The organism is Salinicoccus luteus DSM 17002, assembly GCF_000712035.1.
Taxonomy (GTDB): domain Bacteria; phylum Bacillota; class Bacilli; order Staphylococcales; family Salinicoccaceae; genus Salinicoccus; species Salinicoccus luteus.
Map to the genome: position 1 here is coordinate 532665 of NZ_KL544008.1, position 14854 is coordinate 547518.

The 14854-nt window shown below is 50.9% G+C and carries 15 protein-coding genes and 1 riboswitch; of the genes, 11 read left to right on the forward strand and 4 right to left on the reverse strand.

From position 1 onward, the window contains the following. Window positions 1-66 precede the first annotated feature (66 nt). A riboswitch (purine riboswitch) is annotated at window positions 67-168 on the reverse strand. A gap of 153 nt (window positions 169-321) precedes the next feature. Further along, complete coding sequence (locus BO53_RS0112475) at window positions 322-816, reverse strand: CueP family metal-binding protein (RefSeq protein WP_031548675.1); 495 nt, start codon at window positions 814-816, stop codon at window positions 322-324. 87 nt (window positions 817-903) lie between these two features. After that, a complete protein-coding gene (locus BO53_RS0112480) occupies window positions 904-1770 on the reverse strand; it encodes a 2-dehydropantoate 2-reductase N-terminal domain-containing protein (protein WP_031548676.1) in 867 nt (288 codons plus the stop codon). A gap of 89 nt (window positions 1771-1859) precedes the next feature. Between BO53_RS0112480 and panB the strand changes: the two genes are divergently transcribed. The 4 genes from panB to BO53_RS0112500 are packed head-to-tail and all read left to right on the forward strand — an operon-like array spanning window position 1860 to window position 4943. Further along, on the forward strand, window positions 1860-2666 hold the full coding sequence (gene panB / locus BO53_RS0112485; protein WP_031548683.1) for a 3-methyl-2-oxobutanoate hydroxymethyltransferase: 807 nt from the start codon (window positions 1860-1862) through the stop codon (window positions 2664-2666). Then, complete coding sequence (gene panC / locus BO53_RS0112490; RefSeq protein ID WP_031548685.1) at window positions 2663-3529, forward strand: pantoate--beta-alanine ligase; 867 nt, start codon at window positions 2663-2665, stop codon at window positions 3527-3529. Before panB ends, panC begins: the two co-directional genes overlap by 4 nt. Next, a complete protein-coding gene (gene panD, locus BO53_RS0112495) occupies window positions 3504-3896 on the forward strand; it encodes an aspartate 1-decarboxylase (protein ID WP_037342221.1) in 393 nt (130 codons plus the stop codon). Before panC ends, panD begins: the two co-directional genes overlap by 26 nt. A 57-nt stretch (window positions 3897-3953) precedes the next feature. Then, the gene (locus BO53_RS0112500) at window positions 3954-4943 is read left to right on the forward strand and encodes a CAP domain-containing protein (protein ID WP_031548698.1); all 990 of its coding nucleotides are present in this window, start codon (window positions 3954-3956) and stop codon (window positions 4941-4943) included. Window positions 4944-5286: 343 nt separating this feature from the next. Here BO53_RS0112500 and lexA read toward each other — a convergent pair whose 3' ends face one another. Continuing rightward, window positions 5287-5901, reverse strand: coding sequence for a transcriptional repressor LexA (lexA, locus tag BO53_RS0112505; RefSeq protein ID WP_031548702.1), 615 nt, complete (start codon window positions 5899-5901; stop codon window positions 5287-5289). Between the two features lie 140 nt (window positions 5902-6041). Between lexA and BO53_RS0112510 the strand changes: the two genes are divergently transcribed. The 5 genes from BO53_RS0112510 to BO53_RS0112530 all read left to right on the forward strand — a co-directional run bounded on the left by BO53_RS0112510 (window position 6042) and on the right by BO53_RS0112530 (window position 10800). Further along, complete coding sequence (locus BO53_RS0112510) at window positions 6042-6290, forward strand: hypothetical protein (protein WP_031548705.1); 249 nt, start codon at window positions 6042-6044, stop codon at window positions 6288-6290. Window positions 6291-6371: 81 nt separating this feature from the next. Further along, window positions 6372-6608, forward strand: a complete 237-nt coding sequence (locus BO53_RS0112515; RefSeq protein ID WP_031548710.1) for a DUF896 domain-containing protein — start codon at window positions 6372-6374, stop codon at window positions 6606-6608. 12 nt (window positions 6609-6620) lie between these two features. Next, entirely contained in the window at window positions 6621-8606 is a 1986-nt protein-coding gene (tkt, locus tag BO53_RS0112520) for a transketolase (RefSeq protein ID WP_031548712.1), read from the forward strand. 66 nt (window positions 8607-8672) lie between these two features. Then, window positions 8673-8939, forward strand: a complete 267-nt coding sequence (locus BO53_RS0112525) for a YneF family protein (protein WP_031548715.1) — start codon at window positions 8673-8675, stop codon at window positions 8937-8939. A 151-nt stretch (window positions 8940-9090) separates the two neighbouring features. Further along, window positions 9091-10800, forward strand: coding sequence for a glutathione ABC transporter substrate-binding protein (locus BO53_RS0112530; protein ID WP_031548718.1), 1710 nt, complete (start codon window positions 9091-9093; stop codon window positions 10798-10800). A gap of 66 nt (window positions 10801-10866) precedes the next feature. Here the strand turns inward: BO53_RS0112530 and BO53_RS0112535 are convergent, their stop codons facing one another. Then, on the reverse strand, window positions 10867-11106 hold the full coding sequence (locus BO53_RS0112535; RefSeq protein WP_031548721.1) for a hypothetical protein: 240 nt from the start codon (window positions 11104-11106) through the stop codon (window positions 10867-10869). A gap of 176 nt (window positions 11107-11282) precedes the next feature. On the opposite strand from BO53_RS0112535, the gene BO53_RS0112540 reads away from it, so the two are divergent. After that, window positions 11283-13058 carry an ABC transporter transmembrane domain-containing protein gene (locus tag BO53_RS0112540; protein ID WP_031548724.1) on the forward strand — a complete coding sequence of 592 codons (1776 nt, stop codon included), beginning with the start codon at window positions 11283-11285 and terminating at the stop codon, window positions 13056-13058. After that, window positions 13059-14840, forward strand: coding sequence for an ABC transporter ATP-binding protein (locus tag BO53_RS0112545; protein ID WP_031548727.1), 1782 nt, complete (start codon window positions 13059-13061; stop codon window positions 14838-14840). It begins immediately after the preceding gene. The last annotated feature ends 14 nt before the right edge of the window (window positions 14841-14854 follow it).

A 14854-nucleotide genomic window follows, 5' to 3' on the forward strand; every position in this document is an offset into this window, starting at 1 on the left:
AAAATATTATTTTGAAACAAAAAACCCGAAGCACACATCTAATGAGATGAGCAGCTTCGAGTCTATCCACGAAAGTTACTCACTCATAGTCGGGACATTTACGGTATCCCGGTAGAAACTTGCAAGCCATATCCTTGCGATTATATGAGTGCTTCAATAATTAAGATGTTTCCAATCATAACATAATAAACGAACCTTTCAAGGTTATTTATAACTAAAGTTCATCTTTTGTGCTAAAAATACAATGAATTAATAATTAAGTTCGGTTTATGGGATGAAGTGCATAAAAAACGCCCCTTGAGGCAGGAGCGCTCCCTGATGCTATTCCAGATGGAAATCGGTCAGGCATGTGGAATCATCCTCAAATGTGGAGAATGTCCCTTCAGTCGAAAGGCCGTCGTGGGTGATGGTGATGTTGTATTCCCTGTCACGCGGGAGCCAGAAATCGAGGAACCCGTTTTCAAGTGTCGTCATCGTTTTGTCGACATGGACGTTGCCTGCTCCATCAGTGATGCGGACATCCATCTCCTTTGAGGCAAGTTCACCTTCACAGCCGGTCAGGCTATGGAACTCGCAAGGATGGGTGTAGTTGATGAAGGGGGCGATGGACACGAAGAATTCATCCTCCGGCAATTCATGTCTTTCTTCCTGGTCTTCACCGATGATGAGCTCCGACCCTGTAATGGAAGCGGCTTCCGCTTCCTTGTTGGCACTGTATTCGTCCACCAGCGCTTTGACGTCACCGGTCGCATCCTCCGAACCGCACCCGGCGAGGATGATGCTTAAAAATATGAAGGGCAGCAGCAGTCTTTTCATAATTGCCTCCTGATTTTTTTCTTTATTGTATCATCTGAGGTTATGAATTTGTGGGCGGTGGGAAAGTGTCATAATACGTTCAAATTCCTACCTTTCATACTGATAGGCCTCAAGCAGGGTGACGACGATGTCGAGGATGGGCGTATGGATCTGTCCTTTTTGCTGCTGAAGGTATTTCTGGATGAATGTGTATTCCGTCGGCACGCCCGACATGACGTCATAGTACATGCTTGTGCCCATTTCCCGGTTGTAGTCCTGATAGACCGATAGCGCCCTGTCGATGAAGGAGGGGGCGATGATTTCCTCATCCTGGTTGATGATGCTGAGTCCTTCCTCGAGCAGACTGCGCGTCAGAGACGTGACGGAGGCCAGATCGTATATTTTTGCGGTATTCCCGGACAGTGCGGTGAGGGAGTTGATGCCGAGGTTGATGAGCAGCTTCTCATAGCGGATGCGCCGGAAATCCAAAGCCTTCACTATTTCGAGTTCAACACCGGTGGTATCTTCAAGGTCCGTGATGAGGCAGTCGATATACGCATAGGTCCTGTCCGCGATGAGCAGGCGTGCATCCTGGAAGTGCTCGATCCGGTCCTCACGCTTCTGGCCGCTGATATAGACGACTGCGGGCACCGGTGCATCAAAGTATTCGTCGAATCCCATGCCATTTTCACAAAGGATGACTTCAGTATCCTGGTGGGCCATTGCAGGGATGATTCCGCTTATGGACTTGAGCGCTGTGGCTTTCGTGGCGATGAAGATGATGTCGAAGGCGTCCCCTTCATATGCTGAGATATCCTCGATGGTGTAGGGGTAATGGCGGCGTTCACCGTCTTCCTGTATGGTGAAGCCTTCCTTTCGTGATCTGCCGAAGAGTGTAATATCATGCGGCAGCATTTTCATTTCACGTGCAATGACACTGCCGACGGCGCCGATGCCGATGACTGCAATTTTCATTTATTTCCCTCCTGGTTGGATGTAGCACTTTTAAATAATATGGTAAACTAATTATAATATATTACTTTCGAATGGAAAGGGGCAGCATCATGAAAGCTACAAGTGATTGGAAACGGATGAAAATGGAGGAGGAGCGGATCACGATGGTCACAGCCTACGACTATCCGAGTGCGAAGCAGAGTGAAGCGGCCGGACTGGACACCCTGCTCGTCGGCGACTCGCTCGGGATGACAGTCCTCGGCTACGACAGTACGGTGCAGGTGACGATGGATGATATGATCCATCATGCGAAGGCGGTCAGACGCGGAGCACCGGATACATACGTCGTTGTGGATATGCCATTCGGATCCTATCATGGAAATGATGACGACAGCGTCGGCAATGTCCTGAAACTCTATCAGCAGACAGGCGCCAATGCCGTCAAATTGGAGGGCGTGGAATGCGTCGATGTCATCCGCCGTTCCGTAGCCGCGGGTGTACCGATCGTCGCCCACCTCGGCCTTACGCCACAGTCGGTCGGTGTGACCGGCTTCAGGATGCAGGCCGGCACACAGGAAGCGGCGATGCAGCTGATCGAGGACACCAAGGCGGTCGAAGCGGCCGGTGCATGCATGGTGGTTCTCGAGGCCATCCCTTCCGACCTCGCCGGCAAAATCACTCGGACCCTCTCCATTCCGACGATCGGCATCGGTGCGGGGGCGGATGTGGACGGCCAGGTGCTCGTATACCATGATCTCCTGCAGTATGGAACCGACCGGCTGCCGAAATTCGTCAAACCGTATGCGGATTTCAATACGGCCGGAGTGGAGGGACTCAGGGCATACGCCGAAGCGGTCAAGGCCGCCCGCTTCCCGGATGAGGATACAACTTACAAGAGAAAGGTTTTTGAGGAATGATGAAGACAGCAGGTACAATAGAGGAAGTCCGCAATATACTGGAGGAACATCGCGGGGACAGCATCGCACTGGTGCCGACGATGGGCGCCCTCCACGAAGGGCATATGGCACTCGTCGATACAGCCAGAAGAAAAGGGGACATCGTCGCAGTCAGCATATTCGTCAACCCGCTGCAGTTCGGCCCGGATGAGGACCTCGACAGCTATCCGCGGAATCTCGAACGGGACCTTGAAATCTGCCGGGCGCACGGGGTGGATGTCGTCTTCCATCCGTCAGAGGATGAGATGTACCCGAAAATACCCGAGCTTGAACTCCGCCTCCGGACGATGGCCTCCATTCTTGACGGGGTCAGAAGGCCCGGGCATTTTGAAGGTGTGGTGACGGTGGTGAACAAGCTGTTCAACATCATCCGTCCCGATTTCGCCGTGTTCGGTGAAAAGGACCGCCAGCAGCTGATGATCATCCAGAGGATGGTGGAGGACTTCAACCATGATATCGAAATCGTGGGGGTGCCGACCGAAAGGGAAGCGGACGGGCTTGCCAAAAGCAGCAGGAACGTCAACCTGTCCGATACGGAACGTGCCGAGGCGCCGGAGATCAATCGGGCGCTTGAAATGGGCCGCGACATGATAGAGGAGGGTGTTTCTGATGCCGGGGAAGTCAAGGAACGGATCGAAGCCCATGTCACAGACCACACTTCCGGCATGATAGATGACCTTCAAATATTCACCCATCCCGATTTAAATCCTGTTCAAAACATTGACGGTGATGTTATAATATTCATTGCTGTTAAGTTCGAAAGAACACGGTTAATAGATAATATGATGGTGATAAAAAATGATCAGGACAATGATGAACGGTAAAATACACCGGGCGGTCGTCACAGAGGCCAACCTGAACTATGTAGGTAGCATTACAATCGATCCGGTACTGCTTGAAGCGGCGAACATACTGCCGAATGAATTGGTGCAGATCGTCAACAATAATAACGGCGAACGCCTTGAAACATATGTCATCGAAGGGGAGCGCGGCTCTGGTGAAATATGCCTGAACGGTGCCGCCGCAAGAAAGGTGCAGGTTGGTGATGTCATCATCATCATCAGCTATGTCCAGCTCGATGACAGAGAGTTGGATGGCTATGAGCCGAATGTGGTAATCGTCGATCAGGACAACAATATCGTCGACCCCGGGTACATCGAAAAAAGACAAACCGAATATACACATCAATGAGTAATTAGACATCCGTTTAATTACTCTTTTTAAACTTTTGAAAAAGGAGGTGCATCCATGTTTGGTAAACTGTTCTTCATCATCTTCATCTATATCGTCTCCACCATCCTCGCTCCGGCTGTCGATTCCTATGATTTCAAGGAGGGCCTGAACAGAGAATACGCAAAGGAATGGCTGGAGGCAAACGTATATCCGGCATACGATATGAGCACCATACACGAGATCAATAGTGCCCAGACCCAAGACATTGAAGTGACCATGGAAAGTGAATATGATATCGGGGACCAGGAAGTGCTCGGAAGTGAATATGCAGGGGATTTTGTCATCGAAGAGGACTACGGAAGGTTCAGGATGGTACTTGTCAATGAAGGAGAGGTCACAGGCGCCTATACGAACAGTGACGATGTGTCGATCGATAATATTAATATCGAGGGCATGGACCGTGAGAGTGTCGGGAAGGCCTATGGGGAACCTGAAGAGTCGATCACAAAGGGATGGAAGCGGCTCAGGGTCGACAGCAATGAATATGCGGTATACGACCTGAAGGACAGATACGTCTATTTCTTCTATGATCTCCATGAAGAAGACAAGGTCAATGGGGTGCTTGTGGTGATGAAGGAGGAAGTCGAGGCGGGCGAGGAACTGTACAACCATCCGCCGGCAGAGGACAACTCAAGGATGAATCACCTCCTGGTCAATGCCACCCGCTTCGAATACGGTGTGGAGCCGCTCGGGACATATGACAGGGCGGGCATGGCGGCACAGGGCCACAGCGAGGATATGGCAGAACGCAACTATTTCAACCATGATTCGCCGGATGGCGAAACCTTGAAGGACCGTATCGAGGAGGCGGGGGTGCAGTACCGCATGGCCGGTGAGAACATCGCCATGGGGCATACATCACCGATATTCTCCCACCACAGCCTGATGAACTCGATGGAGCACCGTGTGAATACGCTCAAGCCGGCATTCACGCATCTTGGCACGGGGACCGCCTATAATGAAGAAAATGTGCCTTATTATACAGAAAATTATATACAAAAGTAGATGGAATATTTGCCTTATGGTACAATATTATACAAATAAATGTGTTTGGAACCGTTTTTAAGGGGAATTTAAAAGTGAACGCAACAGGCGCATTTTTTGATGATTATAACTTTTCCTACAGGACCATCCTGATAGAATTGTAGAACGAGGGGATGCAGTTGATCAGTAAAACACAGGAAAATGAAACTGAAGATGCTAAAGACATTTTGGAACAAGTGAGAATAATACTTGGCAGGTAGTTGAATGAACCACTAGAAGTATGACGGGATGGCTTGGGAAAAGCGATAATAGAAAGGGCACATACCAGAGTGGTATGTGCCCTTTAAATATGTCCGAACCTGATTTAGAAGGATCTGAACAGCCCGACAACCTTGCCGAGGACGGTCACGCTATCCAGGATGATCGGCTCCATGGATGCGTTTTCGGGTTGTAGCCTGTAGTAGCCGTTTTCCTTGTAGAAGCGCTTGACCGTCGCTTCGTCCTCTTCCGTCATTGCCACGATGATGTCCCCATTGTGTGCAATGTTCTGCTTGCGTACGATGACACGGTCACCGTCGTGTATGCCGGCTTCAACCATGCTGTCGCCCACGACATTCAGGAGGAAGATCTCGCTGTTATGGTTTGCCGTGAAATGTTCGGGAAGCGGGAAGTATTCATCGATGTTTTCGACTGCTGTAATAGGGAGGCCGGCAGTGACCTTACCGAGTACCGGGACATGGATGACGGCTCCATGCTGTTCGTTTTCCTCCGTAATGATTTCGATTGCACGCGGCTTCGTCGGATCCCGCTTTATGAAACCCTTCTCCTGCAACTTCGCAAGGTGTCCGTGGACGGTCGAGCTGGACTGGAGGCCGACCGCGTTGCCTATCTCTCTTACACTTGGCGGATAGCCCTTTTCGTGAACGGTAGTCTTTATAAACTGATATATCTGCTTCTGTCTATCTGTTAGCGGCTTCATATATATACCTCCGGCTTATTATTGATTCAATTTTACCATATCTATGCATGTGTTACAAACGTTTGTTCGTAATGGTATTGACCCGGAACAGATGTTCTGATACCATGTGGATACAAACACATGTTCTGGAGGGGAATACCATGACATCGAAGGAATTCAAGTTATTGAGCGCCATTTTTGCATTTGCGCTGGGTGCCGGTCTTATATTCATGTTCGACTCCCATAATACAGAGAACGCCTATTCCGATATCGTATATATAGATGAGTATGAAGTAGTGACAGAAGCGGATATGTTGGATCCTGCGGAAGAAACGCATGTTCCGGACGAACAGTATGCCGAACGGACACATATGGATCAGCTGATGGAAATGATCGGTTTTATAAAGTGATTATAGTGATTATCAAGTATGGGAATGGTCTCATACTTTTTTTTGTGTTAAATTATATGTGAGTGGACAGGAGGTTTCGCAATGCTTGAAAAGGAAAAACTGCAACGGATCAATGCACTGGCCGCCAAAAAGAAGGCAGGCAGCATCAAAAAGGAAGAGCTTGAAGAACTGAAGGGTCTGCGGGAAGAGTACCTTGAAAACTTCCGGTCCTCCTTCAGAAAACAGGTGGAGCACACCAAGGTGGTCGATCCAGAAGGCAATGATGTGACACCTGAAAAACTTAAACGCATTCAACAGGATAAAAATATCAGAGAATAAAGGAGCATGAATATGACATTCGACAAAACGGATCAGCTAGCGATCAATACAATCAGAACACTTTCTATCGATGCAGTTGAAAAAGCCAATTCCGGACACCCGGGATTGCCGATGGGGGCTGCACCGATGGCGTACACACTGTGGAGCCGCCACCTGAACTTCAACCCGAATTCGATGGACTGGTTCAACCGGGACCGCTTCGTACTCAGTGCCGGCCATGGTTCCATGCTCGTCTACAGCCTACTTCACCTGAGCGGGGCACTGGAGATGGAGGAACTGAAGAATTTCAGGCAGTATGAATCGAAGACGCCTGGGCACCCTGAGTTCAAGCATACCGAAGGTGTGGAGATCACGACCGGCCCCCTCGGACAGGGCTTTGCGATGAGCGTCGGCATGGCCATGGCTGAAAAGCATCTGGCTGCGCGCTTCAACCGCAACAACTACAATGTCGTGGACCACTACACATACGTTGTGACAAGTGACGGCGACCTTATGGAAGGCGTTTCCCACGAGGCGGCGTCCCTCGCCGGTCACCTGGCCCTCGATAAGCTCATCGTGCTTTATGATTCCAATGATATTTCACTTGACGGGGACCTGGACAAAAGTTTTTCAGAGGACATCAAGAAACGCTTTGAAGGCTACAACTGGCACTATATAAAAGTGGCCGACGGCAATGACGTGGAAGCGGTCGACAAGGCGATAGAGGAAGCGAAGTCCTCCGACAAGCCGACGATGATCGAAGTGAAGACGATCATCGGATATGGTGCGCCGAACAAGCAGGGCAAAAGTGCTTCCCACGGTGCGCCGCTTGGTGAAGAGGAGCGCAGGGCAGCCTTCGAATATTACGGATTCGATCCGGACGAGACGTTCAAAGTGGATGATGCCGTCTATGACCGCTTCAGTGAAACCATGAAGCAGAGAAGCAATGGAAGGGAAGCGGCATGGAACAAGATGCTCGAGGACTACAGGAATGAATATCCTGAACTCTACAGTGAACTTGACGATGCGATCAATCATCGTCTGAAGGAAGGCTACGACAAGGATCTACCGTTCTACGAAGCGGGCGATTCCAAGGCGACAAGGGCGACTTCAAGTGAAATGATCCAGGCGCTGTCCGGAACCGTGCCGACGCTCTTCGGTGGTGCTGCCGACCTCGCAAGCAGCAACAAGACCAACGTCAAGGACGAAGAGGACTTCGATGCCGGAAACTACGGTGGCCGCAACATCTGGTTCGGCGTCAGGGAATTCGGCATGGCCGCAGCCCTGAACGGCATGGCGGCACATGGCGGCATCTACCCTTACGGTGGTACATTCTTCGTCTTCAGTGACTACATGAAGCCGGCCATCCGACTCAGTGCACTGATGAAGCTGCCGGTGACATATGTGCTGACACACGATTCCATCGCTGTCGGTGAAGATGGTCCGACACACGAGCCGGTTGAACAGCTCGCAGGCTTGAGGGCGATTCCGAACCTGAACACGATCCGTCCGGCCGACGGCAATGAAGTCCGCGCCGCATGGAAAGTGGCAATGGAAGCGGAAGATGCACCAACAGCCCTCGTACTGACCCGTCAGAATGTGGAAACGATCGACGTCCCTTATGAAACGGTGGAAGCGGGCGTTAGAAAAGGCGGCTACATCGCATTCGACAAAGGTGACGATGCGATTCTGTTTGCTTCCGGCAGCGAAGTGCCATTGGCAGTCAATGCAGCGAAGCAGCTGGATGCCCAAGGTGTCAGAGTGAAGGTGGCATCCATCCCGAATATGCAGAAATTCCTCAAACAGGATGCAGAATATATCGAAAGCGTACTCAATACGCACATTGAGAACAGGACGGCGATTGAAATGGCGGCAAGCCTCGGCTGGCACCGTTTCATCGGCATGAACGGCAAGCTTCATACGATCGACACCTACGGTGCCAGCGCTCCAGGGGATGTCGTTGTAGAGAAGTACGGCTTTACTGTCGAACGCATCCTGCAGACGGTGATGGATAAATAATCTGTTGAAAAACACCTGCTTTTGATGTAAACTTTATTATGGTCTACGAAGAAAGAGGTGAGCAGTTTGGCTACTTGGATATGGATACTGATTGTTATAATTGCACTCATCGGTGGCGTTGCGCTTGGATTCTTCCTCGCAAGAAAGTACATGATGGACTATCTTGAGAAGAACCCGCCGATCAATGAAGACATGCTCAGGATGATGATGATGCAGATGGGACAGAAACCTTCCCAGAAGAAAATCAATCAGATGATGACAATGATGAATCGCAATACGGATTCAAAATCAGCAAAAGAACGTATGAAAGCTCCAAAAGCTTCAAAAAAATAAAGATAAACCCTTCCGCCTGAGCGGGAGGGTTTATTTTTTGTCGAACGCCAATCCTCAAATTTGTTTGAAACTTGAAACTTTTTTGAATATTCATTGAACAGGCATAAGTATTCATATATAATTGAATTATTCAAACAAAGGAGGAAAATGAATGAACAAACGGTATTTTATGCTATTTTTTGTAATTGTGCTCACTCTCGCACTCGCTGCCTGCACGGATGATTCTGATGTGGAAGAGGGTACGGACGACAGTGCAGGCGGAGAGGATACTTCTGAAGATTCCGAAGCATCCGGTGGATCAGGTTCGGGTGACCTGACCATCGCGATGATGGATGACGCAGTCACACTCGATCCGCATGGCAGCAACGACTCGGCTTCTGCCCAAGTAAGGCGGAACATCTATGAGACGCTCGTCTTCCAGGAGGCGGACATGGCGCTTGCGCCAGGACTTGCCGAGGAGTGGGAAGCGACTGAAGATGATGTATGGACCTTCACATTGAGGGAAGGGACGACATTCCATGAGGGATCAGAATTTACTGCAGAGGATGTCAAGGCGACACTCGACCGAGTAAGGGATACAGCTGTGGCTTCACAGGTGGCATTCCTGTTCGAAATGATTTCCGAAGTGGAAGTTGTAGGGGACTATGAAGTGAACCTCCATACTGAATATCCTTTTGCACCCTTGCCAAGCCACCTCGCACATAACACCGCCGGCATCATGAGCAAAGACCTCATCGACCGCGACTATCAGGCGGCACTTGATGAAGCGGGTGTGGACATGACTGCAGATGAATACTACGAAATCCGTGAAGAAGGCGGGTCCGAGTATGATGATGTGGCCGAACAGATTTCAGAGCATATCGGCTCAGTCATCGGCTCAGAAGCGGATGGTACGAACCACCTGATGTTCCAGTCCCGTTCAGCTGGTGAAGAAACCGTGCTTGAGAAGTTCGATGACTTCCAGGGTGGCGACCGCAACTTTGAGACGGTAACATTCCGTGTCATTCCTGAAAATGGCGCACGTATGGCGGAACTTGAAACAGGCGGCATCCAAGTCGCAGGAGATGTCGATTCTTCAAGCGCAGTACGCGTGGAAGAAGGGGAGGAGACGGAACTTGTAGAGCAGGAATCTGTAAGGATGTCCTACCTCGGCTTCAATACTGAAAAGGAACCATTCGATGATGTAAGGGTCAGACAAGCCATTTCATATGCAATCGACAGGGATGAAATCATCTCCGGGGTCTATGATGATATGGGAATCAAGGCCGATGGCCCGCTGGCACCTGATGTTTGGGGGCATGACGAGAACCTTGAAGGTGTAGAATATGATATGGAAAGAGCACAGGAACTGCTTGCGGAAACGGATGTTGCAGACGGCTTTGAGACCACAATCTGGGTGGATGAAGATCCACAAATCATCGATACTGCTGTATACATCCAGGAGAAGCTTTCCGAATTGAACATTGATGTCCAGGTGGAGCAGTTCGAGTGGGGTACCTACCTTGACAGGACAGCACAGGGAGACCATGAGATGTTCATCCTTGGCTGGACGACGGTAACAGCAGATGCAGACTACGGCCTGTATGCACTATTCCATTCAAACAGCCATGGTGAAACGGGCAACCGTTCATTCTATACGAATGAAGAAGTCGACAGCCTGCTTGATGAAGGACGTACTGAACCTGACGAAGATACACGATTTGAAGCATACAGCCAGGCTCAGGAGATTCTGATCGAGGAAGCACCGGCGGCCTACCTGTTCCACACCAATTTTGCGATCGGTGTGAACTCATCACAGGTGAGTGGGGTAGATCTCGATCCGGTCGGCAACATCAGGATTGAAAACGTTACATTTGAATAATTGAGCTATATTTCCGAACGAAAGCCCCATCTGATCAATGATCAGATGGGGCTTTTTAATTCTGTATCAGACTTTTTCAACGACATAGGCCTTCTTTTCCCTGAAGTGCTTTTCTCCATCTTCAGAAGAATGTTCGAAGAAACCTTCGAATTCATGGATTACCCTGAACTCCCGTTCAGGATCTGAGAAGAGCTCATTGTCGTTTGTAGACAATATGACCGCGTCGGTCGTTGTGATGAAACTGTCGATTTCGTTCGCTTTGTAGTGTTCACCGGGTTTTAGTGTGTTCAGACCTGGCTTGGACATAAATCACCCTCCTGAATATTATGTTCTAATGTAATTTTTCCCGATGATATTTCATTTAAACCTATTCATATTTGTCCTATAAGGGAGTGGAAAGTAACGAATTTGTGATGTTGTTTATTTCATATTTCGAAACATATGGTAGAATTTAGATGTATATGACAGCGAGGGGGATCGAGATGAAAGTATTCAGGAAATTGGGATGGTTTTTCAGCCGGGAATGGCGGAGCTATACGGTCGGGGTCATCATGCTGATCCTTGTGGCACTGATGGAGCTCGTCCCACCGCAGGTGATCGGCTGGGTCATCGATGGCATCACCCAGGAGACATTGACGGGGAACCGGCTGCTGCAGTTCATTCTGCTGCTGATTGCCGTGGCCGTATTGACATACATAGTCAGGTATTTCTGGCGCATCATGATTTTTGGGGCGAGCTACCGGCTCGGCAGGATTCTCAGGTCCCGCCTCTACCGGAAGTATTCCGAGATGAGCCCCGCATTCTATCAAAAACGCCGGACAGGTGATCTGATGGCACACGCGACGAATGATATACAGGCGGTTCAGGCTACGGCCGGGGCAGGGATACTGACCATTGCAGACTCCCTGATCACAGGTGGGGCGGTGCTGATCACGATGGCGATTACCATCAGTCCCGAACTGACGCTCATCGCCATGATTCCGCTCCCGCTCATGGTCATCCTGACGAGCTATTACGGCACATTGATGAACCGCGGCTTCAAAAAGGCCCAGGCGGCCTTCAGCATGCTGAACGACAAGACGCAGGAGAGCATCTCGGGCATCAAGGTGACGAAGACATTCGGCTATGAGGGAAGCGACCAGGAGGATTTCCGCAGGATGAGTGATGATGTGGTCGAGAAGAACTTGAAGGTTTCGAAGGTCGACGCACTGTTCGACCCGACGATCATGATGGTCATCGGCGTGAGCTACTTCCTGTCCATCTTCTTCGGTGCGCGCATGGTGCTGGACGACACAATCACCATCGGGGAGCTTGTGACCTTCACCACCTATCTCGGAATGATGGTGTGGCCGCTTCTCGCACTCGGATGGTTCTTCAACCTGGTCCAGCGGGGAAGCGCCTCATATGACCGGATTGAGGAGATCATGGATACACCAAACCAGATCGGCGCAGACTACCGCATTGAAGATCAGCCGGATGGGGACATCGAATTCAATATCGGTGCATTCAGCTTCCCGGACGATGAGTCGGATGGGCTGAGGGATATCCGGTTCACCATCCGGAAAGGATCGACGGTCGGCATCGTCGGGCGTACCGGTTCAGGGAAAAGTGCACTGATACGCCTGCTGCTCAGGGAATTCGATACGGTCAATCCAGGGGATATCCGGTACGGCGGCCATGCACTCCGTGACTACAGCATCCGGAACCTCAGAGGCCAGTTCGGGTATGTGCCGCAGGATCATTTCCTGTTCTCGACGACGATACGGAACAACATCGCCTTCAGCAACCCCGATCTGGAGGACGAAGAAATCTTCCAGGCAGCCAGACTCAGCTACATCCATGAGGACATCGCCGGATTCCCGGACGGCTACGAAACCGTCGTAGGGGAACGGGGCGTATCACTCTCAGGCGGACAGAAGCAGCGCATCTCCATCGCCCGTGCACTCATCATGGACCCGGAAGTGCTGATTCTGGACGATTCCCTGTCGGCCGTGGATGCCGAGACGGAAGAACAGATTTTAGCCAATATCCAGTCGGAACGGACCGGCAAGACGAACATCATCACTGCCCACCGGATGAGCGCGGTCAGCCATGCCGATCTGATCATCGTCATGGACAGCGGCACGATCATCGAACATGGTGATCATCATGAGTTGATGAAGCAGCAGGGCTGGTACCATGATACTTATAATGCCCAGGCTCTCCGGGAAGCGCTCGAGAGCTCGCTGGATGATCTTGTTCAAAGGGAGGAACGTTAGATGGAAGACAATCAGTTCAATCTCTCCTTCAATGACCAGAAGAATGTACTTTTCAGGCTGATGAAGTATACGCTGCCCTTCAAGGGGACGCTGACACTCGGCTTCATCATGCTGATCATCTCCACCATCACCGGCGTCGCCACACCGTACCTGGTGATGGTCTTCATCGACGACTATCTCACTCCGGGCGTCTTCCCGGAAGGGGATATGACATGGCTCATCACAATCTTTGTGCTTGTGCAGCTGATCGGGGCGGCGACGACCTATATGCAAATCTATCTGTTCCAATATCTAGCATTCAAAGTCATCCAGCAGCTTCGGATTGATGCATTCGACAAGATAGGCAGGCTTGGCATGCGGTATTTCGACAAGGTGCCGGGCGGCAGCGTGGTCTCAAGGATCACCAATGACACCGAAGCGATCGTCGAGATGTTCATCGGTGTGCTGGCAACCTTCCTGATGGCCTTCTTCATGGTCATATCGAGCTTCGTCATGATGTTCATCCTGGATGTAAGGCTTGCTGTCCTGGCGCTTCTGTTCATGCCTGTAATCGTATTCATACTTGCAGTCTACAGGAAATACTCGGCGAACTTCTTTTCCCACGCACGCCAGCTGCTCAGTGATCTGAACGCCAAGCTCGCCGAATCGATCGAAGGCATGAAGATCATCCAGGTGTTCAACCAGGAGGACCGTCTTGGCAGGGAGTTCAATGAAATAAATGAAATGCACTACAAGTACAACATGAAGAACGTGAGGCTCGATGGGCTGCTGCTCCGGCCGGCCATCAGCATGATCTATGTACTGGCCATTGCACTCATCCTCGGCTATTTCGGACTGCTCAGCTTCAGTTCAACGGTGACCGCCGGTGTCATCTTCGCCTTCATCCAGTATATGGAGCGGTTCTTCGAGCCGATCAACCAGGTCAGCCAGAACCTGAATATATTCCAGCAGGCACTCGTCGCAGCGAGCCGTGTGTTTGCACTGATGGATGATGAACGGATCGAACCGCACCAGCCGGAGGAATCGAATTACAGGATTACCGACGGCCACATCGAGTTCAGGAATGTCACTTTCAGCTATGACGGCCGGACGGATGTGCTGAAGGACATTTCCTTCACGGCGCGCCCGGGTGAGACGGTGGCGCTCGTCGGCCATACGGGTTCCGGCAAAAGTTCGATCATCAACCTCTTCATGCGTTTCTATGAGTTTTCCGAAGGGGAGATCCTGGTCGACGGCCACTCCATAAAGGAGATGCCAAAGCATGAGCTCAAAAGCAGGGTGGGGCTTGTACTCCAGGATCCGTTCATCTTCTATGGCACGGTGGAATCGAACATCAGGCTCTACCACCCGGAAATGACTTTCCAGCAGGTCCAGGCGGCAGCGGAGTTCGTCTATGCGGACAAGTTCATCAACAGGCTGCCGGACAGGTACCGGCACCGTGTGATCGAAAAGGGCGGTGCCTTCTCGAGCGGCGAACGCCAGCTTCTGGCCTTTGCACGCACCATGGCCATGGATCCGAAAATACTGATTCTTGATGAGGCGACGGCGAACATCGACTCCGAGACCGAGGAGCAGATCCAGCAGTCGCTCGAACGGATGCGGGAGGGCAGGACCACACTGGCGATCGCCCACCGCCTGTCGACGATCCAGGATGCAGACCAGATCCTCGTGCTGAACAGGGGTGAAATCGTGGAGCGCGGCAGCCATGATGAGCTGATCCGCCATGGCGGCATCTACCATAGGATGTACCAGTTGCAGAACGGCCAGCATCAATTGTCATAGAAAGTTCTAAAATA

Excerpts from the sequence above, each read along its gene's own strand:
- BO53_RS0112535 (WP_031548721.1), bottom strand. The coding sequence starts at position 11,106 with ATGTCCAAGCCAGGTCTGAACACACTAAAACCCGGTGAACACTACAAA.
- panC (WP_031548685.1), top strand. The coding sequence starts at position 2,663 with ATGATGAAGACAGCAGGTACAATAGAGGAAGTCCGCAATATACTGGAG.
- BO53_RS0112510 (WP_031548705.1), top strand. The coding sequence starts at position 6,042 with ATGACATCGAAGGAATTCAAGTTATTGAGCGCCATTTTTGCATTTGCG.
- BO53_RS0112500 (WP_031548698.1), top strand. The coding sequence starts at position 3,954 with ATGTTTGGTAAACTGTTCTTCATCATCTTCATCTATATCGTCTCCACC.
- BO53_RS0112540 (WP_031548724.1), top strand. The coding sequence starts at position 11,283 with ATGAAAGTATTCAGGAAATTGGGATGGTTTTTCAGCCGGGAATGGCGG.
- BO53_RS0112515 (WP_031548710.1), top strand. The coding sequence starts at position 6,372 with ATGCTTGAAAAGGAAAAACTGCAACGGATCAATGCACTGGCCGCCAAA.
- BO53_RS0112530 (WP_031548718.1), top strand. The coding sequence starts at position 9,091 with ATGAACAAACGGTATTTTATGCTATTTTTTGTAATTGTGCTCACTCTC.
- BO53_RS0112545 (WP_031548727.1), top strand. The coding sequence starts at position 13,059 with ATGGAAGACAATCAGTTCAATCTCTCCTTCAATGACCAGAAGAATGTA.
- panB (WP_031548683.1), top strand. The coding sequence starts at position 1,860 with ATGAAAGCTACAAGTGATTGGAAACGGATGAAAATGGAGGAGGAGCGG.
- BO53_RS0112480 (WP_031548676.1), bottom strand. The coding sequence starts at position 1,770 with ATGAAAATTGCAGTCATCGGCATCGGCGCCGTCGGCAGTGTCATTGCA.
- panD (WP_037342221.1), top strand. The coding sequence starts at position 3,504 with ATGATCAGGACAATGATGAACGGTAAAATACACCGGGCGGTCGTCACA.
- BO53_RS0112475 (WP_031548675.1), bottom strand. The coding sequence starts at position 816 with ATGAAAAGACTGCTGCTGCCCTTCATATTTTTAAGCATCATCCTCGCC.
- lexA (WP_031548702.1), bottom strand. The coding sequence starts at position 5,901 with ATGAAGCCGCTAACAGATAGACAGAAGCAGATATATCAGTTTATAAAG.
- tkt (WP_031548712.1), top strand. The coding sequence starts at position 6,621 with ATGACATTCGACAAAACGGATCAGCTAGCGATCAATACAATCAGAACA.